This window comes from Bradyrhizobium sp. SZCCHNR1017 (genome assembly GCF_032381375.1).
GTDB lineage: Bacteria > Pseudomonadota > Alphaproteobacteria > Rhizobiales > Xanthobacteraceae > Bradyrhizobium.
Genome location: NZ_JAUHIR010000003.1, coordinates 1 through 14,725 on the forward strand (window position 1 = coordinate 1; position 14,725 = coordinate 14,725).

Annotated in this window: 16 protein-coding genes; 8 read left to right on the forward strand and 8 right to left on the reverse strand. The window is 66.6% G+C overall.

Annotation, left to right across the window (positions count from 1 at the left end; translation table 11 throughout):
* From QW863_RS08890 to QW863_RS08910, 5 genes are all read right to left on the reverse strand, one after another.
* A partial coding sequence (locus QW863_RS08890; protein WP_315716952.1) for a hypothetical protein occupies positions 1-195 on the reverse strand: 195 nt, incomplete at its 3' end.
* A gap of 188 nt (positions 196-383) precedes the next feature.
* A complete protein-coding gene (locus QW863_RS08895) occupies positions 384-1,061 on the reverse strand; it encodes a nitroreductase (protein ID WP_315716951.1) in 678 nt (225 codons plus the stop codon).
* Between the two features lie 121 nt (positions 1,062-1,182).
* On the reverse strand, positions 1,183-1,851 hold the full coding sequence (locus QW863_RS08900) for an HAD hydrolase-like protein (RefSeq protein ID WP_315716950.1): 669 nt from the start codon (positions 1,849-1,851) through the stop codon (positions 1,183-1,185).
* 4 nt (positions 1,852-1,855) lie between these two features.
* Positions 1,856-2,485 (reverse strand): glutathione S-transferase, encoded by a 630-nt coding sequence (locus tag QW863_RS08905; protein WP_315716949.1) that lies wholly within the window; start codon positions 2,483-2,485, stop codon positions 1,856-1,858.
* Between the two features lie 58 nt (positions 2,486-2,543).
* The gene (locus QW863_RS08910; protein ID WP_315716948.1) at positions 2,544-3,227 is read right to left on the reverse strand and encodes a phytanoyl-CoA dioxygenase family protein; all 684 of its coding nucleotides are present in this window, start codon (positions 3,225-3,227) and stop codon (positions 2,544-2,546) included.
* Positions 3,228-3,526: 299 nt separating this feature from the next.
* Between QW863_RS08910 and QW863_RS08915 the strand changes: the two genes are divergently transcribed.
* On the forward strand, positions 3,527-4,129 hold the full coding sequence (locus QW863_RS08915) for a hypothetical protein (RefSeq protein ID WP_315716947.1): 603 nt from the start codon (positions 3,527-3,529) through the stop codon (positions 4,127-4,129).
* Between the two features lie 17 nt (positions 4,130-4,146).
* On the opposite strand, the gene QW863_RS08920 is transcribed toward QW863_RS08915, so the two are convergent.
* The gene (locus QW863_RS08920; protein WP_315716946.1) at positions 4,147-5,640 is read right to left on the reverse strand and encodes an NAD-dependent succinate-semialdehyde dehydrogenase; all 1,494 of its coding nucleotides are present in this window, start codon (positions 5,638-5,640) and stop codon (positions 4,147-4,149) included.
* Between the two features lie 152 nt (positions 5,641-5,792).
* Entirely contained in the window at positions 5,793-6,113 is a 321-nt protein-coding gene (locus QW863_RS08925; RefSeq protein ID WP_011942561.1) for a hypothetical protein, read from the reverse strand.
* A 341-nt stretch (positions 6,114-6,454) separates the two neighbouring features.
* Between QW863_RS08925 and QW863_RS08930 the strand changes: the two genes are divergently transcribed.
* A complete protein-coding gene (locus tag QW863_RS08930; protein ID WP_315716945.1) occupies positions 6,455-7,648 on the forward strand; it encodes a serine hydrolase domain-containing protein in 1,194 nt (397 codons plus the stop codon).
* A 210-nt stretch (positions 7,649-7,858) separates the two neighbouring features.
* Here QW863_RS08930 and QW863_RS08935 read toward each other — a convergent pair whose 3' ends face one another.
* Positions 7,859-8,860 carry an adenosine kinase gene (locus tag QW863_RS08935; protein WP_315716944.1) on the reverse strand — a complete coding sequence of 334 codons (1,002 nt, stop codon included), beginning with the start codon at positions 8,858-8,860 and terminating at the stop codon, positions 7,859-7,861.
* A 70-nt stretch (positions 8,861-8,930) separates the two neighbouring features.
* Between QW863_RS08935 and murJ the strand changes: the two genes are divergently transcribed.
* The 6 genes from murJ (at position 8,931) to rimI (ending at position 14,709) form a co-directional block, all read left to right on the forward strand.
* Complete coding sequence (gene murJ, locus QW863_RS08940; protein WP_315716943.1) at positions 8,931-10,490, forward strand: murein biosynthesis integral membrane protein MurJ; 1,560 nt, start codon at positions 8,931-8,933, stop codon at positions 10,488-10,490.
* Positions 10,491-10,538: 48 nt separating this feature from the next.
* Positions 10,539-11,591, forward strand: a complete 1,053-nt coding sequence (gene trpS / locus QW863_RS08945) for a tryptophan--tRNA ligase (RefSeq protein WP_315716942.1) — start codon at positions 10,539-10,541, stop codon at positions 11,589-11,591.
* Positions 11,592-11,781: 190 nt separating this feature from the next.
* Positions 11,782-12,276, forward strand: a complete 495-nt coding sequence (locus QW863_RS08950; protein ID WP_315716941.1) for a universal stress protein — start codon at positions 11,782-11,784, stop codon at positions 12,274-12,276.
* 108 nt (positions 12,277-12,384) lie between these two features.
* Positions 12,385-12,954 (forward strand): NifU family protein, encoded by a 570-nt coding sequence (locus QW863_RS08955; protein ID WP_315716940.1) that lies wholly within the window; start codon positions 12,385-12,387, stop codon positions 12,952-12,954.
* 574 nt (positions 12,955-13,528) lie between these two features.
* On the forward strand, positions 13,529-14,230 hold the full coding sequence (gene tsaB, locus QW863_RS08960; RefSeq protein WP_315716939.1) for a tRNA (adenosine(37)-N6)-threonylcarbamoyltransferase complex dimerization subunit type 1 TsaB: 702 nt from the start codon (positions 13,529-13,531) through the stop codon (positions 14,228-14,230).
* On the forward strand, positions 14,227-14,709 hold the full coding sequence (gene rimI, locus QW863_RS08965) for a ribosomal protein S18-alanine N-acetyltransferase (protein WP_315716938.1): 483 nt from the start codon (positions 14,227-14,229) through the stop codon (positions 14,707-14,709). Before tsaB ends, rimI begins: the two co-directional genes overlap by 4 nt.
* Positions 14,710-14,725: the final 16 nt, after the last annotated feature.

The following is a 14,725-nucleotide window of genomic DNA, read 5'->3' on the forward strand; positions in this document are numbered from 1 at the left end:
CGGTCTCTCGGGCGCATCCGCTGCGGCCGGATACCATATCGTTGCGCGGAGCGCATGTGTCTGGGCGCCGCGCCAATTGTAAGGCTCAGCAGGAACAAAATCACGCTCGGTTACACCGACCCTAAAGACTGCTCCTTCTGCGCAAGCACCATTTGGCGCTGCGAGAAGGGCCAGCAACAGGGCCAGAAATTTCATCAGATGTCCGATCCTAGACGCGCAAAACATGTAGGCCGGCAACGCAATGACCGCTGCGAAGTCGGCCAGCTCTTGATACCACGAGGCCCTTCAGCTTCGAAATACTATCGCGTCACTTCGATGTCGCGCAGCAGCCAGGTTGGCCTTACCTCCAAAGTGGACCTGATCGAGCTTTATGAGTACGCGCTCTAGTCCTCGAACCCCACGAACACCGTCGCTTCCTTCACCGGCTTCCGCTCCGACACCACGGCATTGGCGGGGAAATCGTGATCCGGCCAGCCCAGCGCGACGCTCTTCATGATGACCTGGTCGTCGGCGATGCCGGCGTGCTCGCGCACCACGGGCGATTGCATGATGCCCTGGCTGTTGATGACGGCGCCGAGGCCGCGCGACCAGGCGGCGTTGACCAGCGCATTGGTGACGGCGCCGCAGTCGAACGGCGTGTCGTCGCTGCCGTCGAGCGCACGATCATAGGTCACGATGATGCAGACCGGTGCGTCGAACTGGCGGAAGCCGCGCAGCACCCAGTCCTGTCGCTTGTCCTTGTCGTCGCGCGCGATGCCCATGGCGGAGAACAACTGCTTGGCGACCTGCACCTGGCGCTCGCGATGCGCGCCCGCGAAGGGCTGGCCGATACGGAATTCACGCGACTGCGGGACGCCGGCGACCATCCGCTCGGTATTGCCGGCGCGGATGCGGTTCAGCGGCTCGCCGGTGATGACGTAGAAATTCCAGGGCTGGCTGTTCATCGACGACGGCGCGCGCATCGCAAGCCCGATGATCTCCTCGATCAGCGCCCGCGGCACCGGATCGGGCTTGTAGCCGCGGATGCTGCGGCGGCCGAGGATGACGTCGTCGAACTGCATGTGTGTGATAGTCCCGTGATGACAGCTGATCTGCCGGGAATATTCGCGGCTTTCCGGTTCCGGTGCAAGGTTGACGCGCGAACCGATCGGGGTGTCGCGAACACAGGAGGTTGTGATCGAGCTAGACCTTCAGCATCGACAGCACAGCGCGCGCGAGATCGGCCGGACATTCCACGAGGCGGTCGGCGCCGGCCATCTCGAGCTCGTCGCGGCTGCCATAGCCCCAGAGCACGCCGAGGCTGCGCATCCTGACCGCGTGGGCGCCGGCAATGTCGTGGCGGCGGTCACCGACCATGATCGCGTCGGAGGGTGCGATATTCCGCGTGGTGAGAATATGCGCGAGCAGCTCCGGCTTGTGGTCCAGCAGACCTGACGGCACCGAGCCGTGGATGGCGTCGAACAGCGACGCGAGATCGAGATGCTCGAGGATGCGGCGCGCAAACACCTCCCGTTTGGATGTCGCGAGATAGAGCCGCACCCCCGCGCCATGCATCTCGTGCAGCGCGTCCCGAATGCCGGCATAGAGTTCGCTGCCGAACAGTCCGCTCTCGCCGTAATGCTGGCGATAGGCGGTCACCGCTTCGTCGACCCGATCGTCGTCATAGGCCTGCAGCAGCGCCCGCAACATGTCCTGCAGCGGCGGCCCGATGACACTGCGGACATCGAGCGTGTCGTCCGGCGCGTGTCCGAGCGCACGCAAGGCAGCCAGGGTGCTCGCGGCGATGCCCGGCTGGGAGTCGATGAGAGTGCCGTCGAGGTCGAGCAGGACGGAGTGACGACCGAGGCTCATCATATCAAGCCTTCGCACTGGGACGGCTCGAAACTACACCATACCACCGCGCGAGATGGTGGAGGTGATCCGGTGGATCGAGCTTGGCGCGGACCGCGAAATCCACCGTCACCATGGCGCTGATGTCGACAATGGTGAAGTCGGGTCCGCAGACGAAGGCGTGGTCGGCGAGCCGCGCGTCGAGCCAGGCGAAGTAGTGCGCGGCGCGCAGACGCCCGCGCTCCGCCAGCGCCGGAATCTGCTCGAGCGGCAACGGGCCGGGCAGAGCGCGGCTCTCCAACCCTGGCGCACTGTTCCGGAACGCTTCCTGGATGGCGTAGATGCCGTCCCACTCGATCCGCCGCACCCAGCATTCGATGACGGCGCGCTCCTCCGCGCTGCGCCCCATCAGGGCCGGCTCGGGATGCAGCTCCTCGAGGTAGCGGCAGATCGCGATGATGTCGGTGATCGCAGCGCCGCTGTCGAGCTGCAGGACCGGCACCGTGCATTGCGGGTTCAGCGCGCGAAATTCCGGCCGGAACTGCTCGCCGGCGCGCAGGTCGAGCTGAACGGTGGGAATCGTGAGGCCCTTCTCGCTGAGGAAGATGCGCACGCGGCGCGGGCTTGGCGCGGTCGCGGAATCGTACAGCCTCATGAGCGTCCTCTCTGCGGGATGTGGGCTGGAAGCTTGGCAGCTTCGGCGGATGGCGCAGCTACTCCGCGCCGAAGATTTCGTCCTGGTCCATGCGCACCGCGCGCAAGGCGCGGGTCCGTCGCCACGCGTCCAGCTGCACCGAGGTGGCGTAGGTGATCAGCAGCGAGCGACGGCGGGCGCCGCTGCGGTTGCGGGTCGCGCCGTGCAGCAGGTTGACGTCGAACAGCAGGATGTCGCCGGCTTCGCCTGCCGTGACGAACGGGGCGGCCTGCGCATCATCCGTGTCGCGGCGATGCGTGCCCGGCGCCACCTGCGTCGCGCCGTTGTCGGGGCCGAACGGATCGAGGAAGGCGAGCGCCGAGACGGCGTCGGTACGGAACCGGTCGACGCCGTCGCGATGCAACGGCTGCTGGCCGCCATCGGCGAGCGGCTCGCGGCCCTCGACTTGGCCGAGGAAGAACGGCGCCTTGAGAATGTGAGACACGGCCGCGAGCATCACCGGCAGCCGGCAGGCGCGCTGCACCGTGGCATCGAGATCGACCATCGCGTGGCGCCAGTCGCGGCCGCGCGGCACCGGCCATTGCTCGGATGGCAGCGTGCCCGCCTCGAACGCATCGCGCAGCGGCGGGAGCCAGTCCGCCGGAATCGCGCCGCGCAGCAGCAGATAACCGTCCGCATCGAGGCGGCGCGCATCCGCGTCCGGAAGCTGGCCGACACCGACGCGCGTGAAGGCTGCGGTCATGGTGAGCTCGCACATTGAGAGGTCGTGGTTCGCCGCGTCATGGTCGACGATCCGGCGCGTCTGGGCAAGCGGCTCGCTTACGCCCGTGCAGCCCGGTGGCGCTTCGCGCCGTCGCATTCATCCGGTGGTGATGTCCATCGCCGCAGAAGACGCTGAGACGATGGGCCGCACTGCGGAACGGGCGGCTCGCAGCCGCAGTTCACCGTTCGTTAACCCTCTCGACCTACGCCTCGTTAGCAACACTCTGCAACGATCCGACATACGGGGTAAACGAGCAGTCGAGCTCCTTGGAAACACACATGGTCGCCATCCAAAGCACCAACCAGATCTCGCCTGCCAACGAGCGGGTCTATCGCCAGAGCAACCTGCTGGGCGAGTGGAAGGGCAGTTGGACGGCCAACGGCCAGGCCGTGAGCTTCAAGGTCGTCAACATCAGAGGCGCCGCCGCGACGGTGGAGTACACCCATAACGGCCGCACCGAACGCGGCATCGGCCAGGTCAACGGCTCGACCATCGACTTCGGCGCGGTCACGCTCGGCACCAAGAACGGCAAGAACGCCGTGCTGCTTTTTTCGGCCGGCGGCGGCAAGGCCACCGCGATGCTGGAGAAACAGGCGCCTCCCGCCGACGAGAGCAATCTGGTCGGCAGCTGGGCCGGCTACTCCGGCGAAAACGGCCAGAGCGCGAGCTTTCGCGTGCTGTCCGTCAGCGGCAAGGAGGCCCAGGTCAGCGTGACGACCAACGGCGTCACGCGCCAGGGCACGGGGATCGTCTACAACAACGTCATCATGTTCGGTCAGTCGCAGATCTCGACGACCGACGGCAAGAGCGGCAAGGTCATCTTCCAGGTCGGCAACAAGTCCTACCTGGTGCCGGTGGACAAGCTGCCGAAGACGGCCTGAGCCCAGGCGTCCAGAGCTCAGACGCCCGCCATCATCACGTACTTGATCTCGAGGTATTCCTCGATGCCGTGATGCGAGCCTTCGCGCCCGAGGCCGCTCTCCTTCACGCCGCCGAACGGCGCGACCTCGGTGGTGATCAGACCGGTGTTGACGCCGACCATGCCTGATTCCAGCGCCTCCGCGACGCGCCAGACCCGGCCGAGATCGCGGGCATAGAAGTAGGACGCGAGGCCGAACGGCGAGGCGTTGCACATCGCGATGACATCGGCCTCGTCCTTGAAGCGAATGACGGGCGCGAGCGGGCCGAACGTCTCCTCATGCGCGACCAGCGCGTCGGCCTTGACGTCCCGAAGTACGGTCGGCTCGAAGAAGGTGCGGCCGAGCGCATGGCGCTTGCCGCCGGTGACGACCTTCGCCCCGCCTTTGACCGCATCGGCGATGTGGCGTTCGACCTTCTCAACCGCCTCTTCGTTGATCAGCGGCCCCTGGGTCACGCCGGCCTCGGTGCCCTCGCCGATCTTCATCGCCGCGACCTTGGCGGCGAGCTTCGCGACGAAGGCGTCGTAGATGCCGTCCTGCGCATAGAGGCGATTGGCGCAGACGCAGGTCTGGCCCATGTTGCGATATTTCGAGACCATGGCGCCTTCGACAGCCGCATCGACATCGGCATCGTCGAACACCACGAACGGCGCGTTGCCGCCGAGCTCGAGCCCGAGCTTCTTCACCGTGCCGGCCGACTGGCGATAGAGAATCTTGCCGACCTCGGTCGAGCCGGTGAAGCCTATGAAGCGCACCGACGGATGCTCGCACAGCACTTTGCCGATGTCAGGCGCGTCGCCGGTGACGATGTTGAGCGCGCCCGCAGGAATCCCGGCGCGTTCGGCCAGCACGGCGAGCGCCAGCGCCGACAGCGGCGTCTCGTTGGCCGGCTTCAGCACCACGGTGCAGCCGGCGGCGAGCGCGGGCGACACCTTGCGGGTGATCATCGAGTTCGGGAAATTCCATGGCGTGATGGCGCCGCAGACGCCGATCGGCTGCTTCAGCGCCAGCAGGCGCGCATCCGGCTTCTGGGTCGGGATGGTCTCGCCATAGACGCGACGCGCCTCCTCGGCGAAGAACTCGATATAGGCGGCGCCGATATCGACCTCGCCGAGCGCCTCCGTCAGCGGCTTGCCCTGCTCGGAGGTGAGGATCAGCGCGAGGTCCTCGCGGTTGGCCGTGATCAGCTCGAACCATTTGCGCAAGGTATTGGAGCGCTGCTTGGCGGTCAGCCGGGCCCAGGACGGGAACGCGCGCGCGGCGGCCTCGACGGCTTGCGTGGTCTCCGCCGCACCGAGCTGCGCGACCTTGGCGAGCTCGGCGCCGGTGGCCGGATTGTTGACCGGGAGCACCGGCGTACCGACCCACGCACCATCGATGTAGCACTGCTCACGCAGCAGCGACGGATCCTTCAGGCGGTCACGCAGGCTCGGGGCGGCAGTGGAGGCACGGGCGGCGGCGGGCGGTGTCATCGGGCAACTCCTCGAAAGCGAGCGATCGTCTCCGAATATAGCCACGCCCCGGCGGCGGCGCACGGCGCGTGCGCCTCCTCAACGGTACATTCGATCCGGCGATCCGTGCCTGTACGGCACCAAATGCTGAATGCTGACGAGCCGACCCGGGATCAGGCCGCGCCGCTCATATAGGTCTCGCGCCGGCCGATCATGCGCTCCGCCGCCGCCTTGGCGTCGGCCTTGGTCGAGGTCGCGCAGGTGCGGTATTCCAGGTCCGGCAAGGCGGCGGGATCACGGCGGCCGAACCATGATTTCTGCCCCACGGGCAGCAGCGCCAGGGCCTGCGCCACATTGTCGACCGCGCCGAACGCATACAGCGCTCCGGTCGCCGCAATGCGCACTTCGTAGATGCCGGGCGTGATCGGCGCCTCGATATTGTCGCCGCGCCCCGGGCGGGGATACCGCTTCCACTCGCTCCACGTTGAAATCATATCGCCCCCAACGGCGGACATTGCCGCCAAAGCCATGCCATCGGCTCGAAAAAGCCGGTTCTTGAACCCTTTAATGCAAAAATGGTTGCAACTCACAACAGTCGCAAGCCCGTGGTGGGAACATGGCCCCCATGTGTCGGACTCGCGACTGAGTGGAACTAATCATGATTCTGGCGAGAAATTGAAGCGCTGTGGCCTCCGCAGCGCTGTTGTCCCCGCCTGCTTCGTTCGCGCCGCATCATCACGAGATCGCGACCGGCCGTGAGACCGGCGGTCCTTGCTGCCCAGGCCGCCCCGAGAAACAATCGCCTACCGTCATCAAGAACGGAACGGAGGAGACCATGCAGAACAAGACCGACATCGACGGCGTGCTGCGGCAGAAGGCGGAGGCGGGAGAGATCCCCGGCGTCGTCGCTATCGCCGCTGACAGCAACGGCATCATCTACGAAGGCGCCTTCGGCAAGCGCGACCTCGGCCGCGACGACCCGATGACCACCGACAGCGTGTTCTGGATCGCCTCGATGACCAAGGCCATCACCTGCGCGGCCGGGATGCAGCTGGTTGAGCAGGGCCGGCTGTCACTGGATGCGCCGATCGGCACGGTGCTGCCGGACCTCGCCGCGCCCAAGGTGCTCGACGGTTTCGACGCCAATGGCGAGCCGATCCTGCGGCCGGCGAAGACCGCGATCACGCTGCGCCATCTGATGACCCACACCGCCGGCTTCTGCTACGACATGTGGAACGGCGATATGGCCACCTATGTGCAGAAGGCCGGAACGCCCGGCATCATCACCTGCAAGAACGACGCTCTCAAATTGCCGCTCGCCTCCGATCCCGGCACGCGCTGGGAATACGGCATCAACATCGATTTCGTCGGCAAGGCGGTCGAGGCCGCCAGCGGCCAGAAGCTCGACGCGTACTTGCGCGACCATCTGTTCGCACCGCTCGGCATGGACGATACCGGCTTCAAGCTCGGCCCGTCGCAGCGCGCGCGTCTGGTCGGCATGCATGCCCGCGGCGAGGACGGCAGCCTGGCGCCGATCCCGTTCGAGCTCGAGCAGGAGCCGGAATTCCACATGGGCGGCGGCGGGCTCTACGGCACGGCCGGCGACTACATCCGCTTCACCCGGATGATCCTCAACAATGGCCGCGGCAACGGCAACCAGGTGCTCAAGCCCGAGACGGTCGCGGCGATGCGCGACAATCATATCGGCGAGCTCGAGATGACGAAGATGGCCGCAGCGGTGCCCGGCGTGACCAACGACGTCGATCTCTATCCCGACATCGTCAAGAAATGGGGCTTGAGCTTCATGATCACGACGGCGCAGACCCCGGAGGGCCGCAGTGCCGGCAGCCTCGCCTGGGCCGGCCTCGCCAACACCTACTACTGGATCGATCCTGCGCGCGACGTCACCGGCGTGATCCTGATGCAGCTCCTGCCGTTCGCCGACCGGCTGTGCCTGGAGACCTTTGCCGGCTTCGAGCGCGGGGTCTATGCCGGGCTCGATGCCGCGGGCGGACAGAAGGCGGCGTGATCAGATTGATAGCTCGGTCCCGCCCCGAGCGGACTCGTTGTTAGTTCGACGTCATGTCCGGGCTCGGCCAGGGCATCCTCGTCTTTCACGACGACAACTCAAGAAGCGTGCATGGCCGGGTCAATCCCGGCCATGACGGTGCAGAGATATGACGGTGCAGAGAGTGGTGTCGGAAGCGCAAGAGAACGGCTGCGTGACCCCAGCTTCGACCTACACCTTCAGTCCGTTCTGAGCCGCCAAATCCTTCAGCGACACCTGCGGCCTTGCACCAATGTGCTGGATCACTTCGGCGGCGGCGAGGCCGCCGAGGCGGCCGGCCATCTCATAGCCGGTCTTGCGCACCAGCCCGAACAGGAAGCCGGCGGCGAACAGATCGCCCGCGCCGGTGGTATCGACCAGGCTCTCGATCGGATGCGCCGGCACCGAGATCACGCCGTCATTCGACACCACGACGCAGCCTTGTTCGCTGCGGGTGACGATGCCGAGCGTGGCGTCCTCACGCAGCTGCTTCAGCGCGCCGTCGAAATCCGAGGTCTGGTACAGCGAATGCAGCTCGGCCTCGTTGGCGAAGACGAGATCGACGGTGCCGCCGCGCATCAGGTCGAGAAACTCCTCGCGATAGCGATCGACGCAGAACGAATCCGACAAGGTCAGCGCGACCTCGCGTCCGGCGTCATGCGCGATCGCCGCCGCCTTCACGAACGCATCCTTGGCGTCCTTCGGGTCCCACAGATAACCTTCGAGATAGATGATGCGCGCCGCCGCAATCTGCGCGGGATCGATGTCCGCGGCGGTGAGATTTTGCGCGGCGCCGAGATAGGTGTTCATGGTGCGCTCGCCGTCCGGCGTCACCAGGATGTAACAGCAGCCGGTCGCCGGGCCGTCGGCAGCGGGCACGGTATCGAAGGTGACGCCGGCGGCGCGGATATCATGCCGGTACATCCGGCCGATCTGGTCGTCCTTGACCTTGCCCACGTAAGCGGCACGCGCGCCCAGGCTGGCGAGGCCAGCGATGGTGTTGGCCCCCGAACCGCCGGACATCTCGGTGGCCGGACCCATATCGGCATAGATCGCGGCCGCGCGGGCCTCGTCGATCAGCGCCATGCTGCCCTTGGTCATGCCGTGCCGGGTGAGAAAGGCTTCATCGGCATGCACCAGCACGTCGAAGATCGCGTTGCCGATCCCGAGAACATCGTATTTCGCGTCAGTCATCCACTGGCCCCGTTTACGGCGTTTTGCAAACGCTGCGGCCTATCACAAGCGGCGCTGCTATAGAAGCCTGATGATCCGCTCATTCGTGACTGTGTTGTCAGGAACACTGGCCTCGCGCCTGCTCGGCTTCGTCCGGGATGCGCTGATGGCCGCGCTGCTCGGCGCCGGTCCGGTCGCGGACGCATTTCTCGCGGCGTTTCAGCTCGTCAACGTCGTCAGGCGATTGCTGACGGAGGGCGCGCTCAATGCAGCCCTGGTGCCGGCCTGGCTGCGAATATACCAGCAGTCTGGTAGGACACATGCGGCAGCTTTTGCCGGCCGCGTGCTCGGCACCGTCAGCGCCGGCCTGCTCGCCGCCACCTTGGTGCTGGCGCTGCTGATGCCGTTCGTGATGACCGTGCTCGCGCCGGGCTTCGCCGGTGAAGAGACGCTCACCCTGGCCGTCAACGATGCCAGGCTGATGCTGCCCTATCTCGCCTTTGCCGGCCCCTCGACGGTGCTGCTCGCACTGTCCAGCGCGCAACGACGCTTTGCGCTCGCGGCCTTCGCCCCGCTGCTGTTCAACGTGGCATTGATCAGCGTGACCATCGTGCTGCTGATGCAACATCCGGACCCTGGAAGCGCCGCGCTGCTGCTCGCCGCCACGATCGGTGTCGCCGGGCTGCTGCAGCTCGCGATGCTCGCGCGGCGAGGCCGCGACGGCCCCCTCGCCTCGCCGGTGCGCGTCACCTTCCATGGCGAAATGCGCGGCTTCTTCGCCAAGGCGCTGCCCGGCATGGTCGCCAGCGCCGGCCCGCAATTGCTCGCGGTCGGCGGCGCGGTCATCGCCTCCACCTCGCCTTCCGCGGTGTCGTGGCTGTATTTCGCCAACCGCCTGATCGAGCTGCCGCTCGGGCTCGTCGGCGTTGCCATGGGCACGGTGCTGGTGCCGGAGCTGACGCGCGCGCTGCACGAGGGCAACGAGGAGGCTCTGGCGGAGGTGCAATCGCGCGGCCTCGAGCTGACGATCGGGCTCGCGCTGCCTGCGACGCTCGGACTCATGATCCTGAACGAGCCGATCATTCGTTTGCTGTTCGAACATGGCGCATTCAGTTCGGACGATGCCGCCGCGACGGCGCAGGTGCTGACCTGGCTCGCGGCAGCGTTGCCGGCGCAGGTGCTGACCAAGGCGCTGCAGCCCGCCTTCTTCGCGCGCGAGGACACGCGGACGCCGCTGCGCGCGACGTTGATCGGATGCGGTGTCGCGATCGCGCTGGCGTTCCTGCTCGCACAATTGTTTGCGGCAAGTGGCATCGCGGCAGGGCTCGCGCTCGGTGCCTGGGCCAATGCGGCGGTCCTGATCCGGCGTGGCGCCACGCGCTTCGGTTTCGCGCTTCCCCCTGCCTCGCGGCGCCGGCTGCCGCGCATCACGTTGGCTGCGATGGTCATGGGCGCGGTCCTCTGGACCGTCGCCGGACGCTTCGCCGGCACGTGGAGCAGCAGCCATCTCGGCGCGGCCGCCCTGCTCGCCGCCCTGATCAGCGGCGCCATCATCCTCTACGGCGTGCTTCTGTTGTCCCTGGGCGCCGTAAGCTGGCGCGAAACCGTCCGGGCGATCCGGCAAAAGCCCGCCGGCGACTTGCACCTTTGAGGCGCACGTGCCAAACGACCCCAAATCCATTCATCCGGAACAGTGACCATGGCCTTCGTGGAACGGGTTTTCTCGGGCGTCCAGCCGACCGGCAACCTGCATCTCGGCAACTATCTCGGCGCGATCGTCAACTTCGTGAAGATGCAGCAGACCCACAACTGCATCTATTGCGTCGTCGACATGCACGCGATCACCATGCCGATCGATGTCTGGGGCGGCCCCGCCGAACTCGCGCGCAACACCCGCGAGGTCACCGCCGCCTTCATCGCCGCCGGCATCGATCCGAAGAAGCACATCGTGTTCAACCAGAGCCAGGTCTCAGGGCACGCCGAGCTCGCCTGGATCTTCAACTGCGTCGCGCGCATCGGCTGGCTGAACCGCATGACGCAGTTCAAGGAGAAGGCCGGCAAGGACCGTGAGAACGCATCGGTCGGTCTGTACGACTATCCGGTGCTGATGGCCGCCGACATCCTGCTGTACCGCGCCACCCATGTTCCGGTCGGCGAGGACCAGAAGCAGCATCTCGAGCTCTCGCGCGACATCGCGCAGAAGTTCAACAATGACTACGGCGACTCGATCCGCAGCCACGGCTTCGGCGACGGCCTGTTCTTCCCGCTTCCGGAACCCTTCATCACCGGTCCCGCGACGCGCGTGATGTCGCTGCGCGATGGTACCAAGAAGATGTCGAAGTCCGATGCCTCGGACTATTCGCGCATCAACCTGACCGACGATGCCGATACGATCGCGCAGAAGGTCCGCAAGGCCAAGACCGATCCGGAGCCGCTGCCGACCGAGGAAAAGGGGCTGGACGCACGTCCCGAGGCCGACAACCTCGTCGGCATCTACGCCGCGCTGTCGGACCGCAGCAAGGCCGATGTGCTCAGGGATTTCGGCGGCGGCCAGTTCTCCAGCTTCAAGAACGCGCTGGTCGAGCTGTGCGTCACCAAGCTCGGGCCGATCGCCGCGGAGATGAAGCGCCTGACCGCCGATCCCGGCTACGTCGAGTCCGTGCTGGTCGACGGCGCCGACCGCGCCCAGGCCATCGCCGCGGAGACCATGAAGACGGCCAAGGACATCGTCGGCTTCATCCGCAAGCCCTGAGCAGCACGGCGCGCGCTCCGGAGTCGGCCTTGCGGCCGTAGCCAGGATGAGCGAAGCGACATCCTCGCTACTAGAAGCCGCACCACCGCTGTCGTTGCGGGCGCGATGGAACCCGCAGCCCTCTCCCCAACGGAGATGGGCTGTGGCAGCATCGCGGCCGGATCGACTCGCAGCAGCAGGCGGGAACGCGATGGCGGCGCAGCGGCAGAGCTACCAGACCGGCCATGCGCCGAAATGCCTGGTCGTGGTCGACGACAGCGAGGAGTGGGACCGCGCGGTCCGCTATGCCGGCCGCTGGGCGGTCCGTTCCGGCGGCCGTATCGTCATGCTGCACGTGATCGAGACGGAGGACCAGAACCAGCAATGGCTGGGGGTCGCCGATCTGATGCGGGCCGAGGCGCAGGAGCAGGCGCATGCCGAGCTCGACCAGGCCGCGGCGCTGCTGTCGGCGATCGGCGTGACCGCGCCGGAACGGGTGATCCGCGAAGGTGAGCCGACGGCGCAGATCCTGGAGACGATCGAGCACGACAGCGACATCGCGCTGCTGGTGCTCGCCGCCCATTCCGGCCCCGAGGGCCCCGGCCCGCTGGTCACCCATGTCACCAAGACGAGCGGTGCCTTCCCGATCCCGCTGGTGATCGTGCCGGGCGATCTCGGTGACGCCGATCTCGACGCTCTATCATAGGCTTAGATCGGAAACGCCGGCCATGCCCCCTTGATCGTGCGCGCGTTCGCGCCATCTGCTATGAGGACACCACAGGCCGGCCTTGAACCGGCGCTGCCGGAGAAAACCATGTTCATCCAGACCGAAGCCACCCCCAATCCCGCCACCTTGAAGTTCATCCCGGGCCGCGTCGTGCTGCCCGCGGGCACGATGGAGTTCGGCAGCCGCGACGCCGCCGCGCGCTCCCCGCTGGCCGAGCGCCTGTTCGCCGTCGACGGCGTCAGCGGCGTGTTCTACGGCGCCGATTTCATCACCGTCACCAAGAGCGACGGTGAGTGGCAGCACCTCAAGCCGGCGATCCTCGGCGCGATCATGGAGCACTACATGTCGGGCGCGCCGCTGCTCGCCGACGGCAGCGCCGCCAATGATGAATCCGCCGACGAGGACGACGAGTTCTACGACGAGGCCGACACCGAGACGGTCGGCATGATCAAGGACCTGATCGAGAGCCGCGTCCGCCCGGCCGTAGCCAATGACGGCGGCGACATCACTTTCCGCGGCTTCAAGGACGGCATCGTCTATCTCAACATGAAGGGCGCCTGCTCGGGCTGCCCGTCGTCGACCGCGACCCTGCAGCACGGCATCCAGAACCTGCTGAAGCACTTCGTGCCCGAGGTGGTTGAAGTCCGGCCGATGTAGGAAGGCAATGGCGAATGGGGTTGGCGAACAGATCTGCGCGCTAATCAGCATTTGCCTCTGCTCACGCTGCGCTGCCGAGGGTGGCGGCCACGGCCGCCCCCACCGCATGCTCGACGGTATCTCGCTCGTCACCGCGCTCGGCGCGCCGACCGGCTTCGCCGGCGCCGCCCAGACTTGCGCCAATCGGTACTTTCGCCGGACCTGTTCGTCGCCCCCCACTGCGCTCGAACTTGACCGAGCGGAATTGGGCGTTTGAGGCTGGTCCGGATGAGGCGGCGACCCCCATGCCATCGGTGCCGAACCCGAGCACCGGCTTGCGAGCGATTGATCGCCTCGACCCGGCCCCATCGCGCCGGCATCGCCTTTGCCACCGGGATGGCGCGGCGGCCTGAACGTCGAACCGGACGATCAATCCAACAGCCCGGAAAGATTTGCTTGAATGAGCGCCAATTCAGTAGTTTGCGGTCGTGCGCCGTGATGCGTTTTTCCCGATCAGGATGTAAGAAAGCGGCAACCGACTTTATCAAAGCCCCAAAAAGGTATTCGGCGCTCCTTTCAATGTGAATCTGACCGGATGTTGATCCTCGCCATCGATACTGCCCTCGACCATTGCGCGGCTGCCGTTCTGGACACTGATTCGGCCGCGATGCGCGCCGAGGAAACGCTGCCGATGAAGCGCGGCCACGCCGAGGCGCTGATGCCGCTGATCGCGCGCGTGATGCGCCAGTCGGGCGTCGGCTTCCACGAGCTCGACCGCATCGCGGTGACGACGGGTCCTGGTAGTTTCACCGGGCTGCGCGTCGGCCTCTCCGCCGCGCGCGGCATTGCCTTGGCGGCGCACAAGCCGGTCGTCGGCGTGACCACGCTGTCCGCCTACGCGGCGCCGATCGTCAGCGAGGACCGCGCCAACCCGGTGATCTCGGCGATCGATGCCCGGCACGACCATGTCTACTACCAAGTCGTGAGCGGCAGCGGCGAGGAACTGGTCGCGCCCCAGGTCGCTGCGACAGACGACGTCCTGGCGGCCGCGCGGCTCGGCGCCCCGCACCTCGTCGGCAACGCCGCGGCGCTGCTGGCCGAGCGGTGGCCCAAGGACGCAGCCGCGCCAGTTGCGGTCGACTCGCAAGACGGGCCCGACATCGGCTGGGTCGCCTGGCTCGGCGCGGCCGCCGACCCGGCGCACGCGCCGGCGCGGCCGTTCTATCTGCGCGCGCCCGACGTCAAGCCGCCCGCCGGTGCGGCGCGTCAACCGGCGCAGACGGCCGTCTCGTCATGAACATGTTCTTCCGCTGGCTCGGCAGCCCCAAACCGTTGATCGAAGCGGCCACGCCGCGCGACGCCGCCCGGCTCGCCCAGATCCACGCCGCCTCGTTTCACCGCGGCTGGGGCGAAGGCGAGTTCGAGGCGATGCTGGCCGAGCGCAACACCATGATCCATCGGCTGCGGCTCGGGCGGAAGCTCATCGGCTTCATCGTCTCGCGAATCGGCGCGGACGAAGCGGAAATATTGTCAGTTGCACTTGACCCAAATCAGCGCGGCCGCGGATTTTCTCGTGATCTGTTGCTGCAGCATCTCGGGCACCTCGCGGGGCGCGGGGTCCGGACGGTCTTTCTCGAAGTGGAGGAAAACAACCAGCCGGCCCGCCGACTCTATGAACGCGCCGGATTTGCGACCGTGGGCCGTCGGGAACGCTATTACCTTCAGCCCGGCGGGGAACAGTTGAATGCGCTTCTGATGCGCCGGGACTTGTCGTAACCTGCGCTTGGTGGCA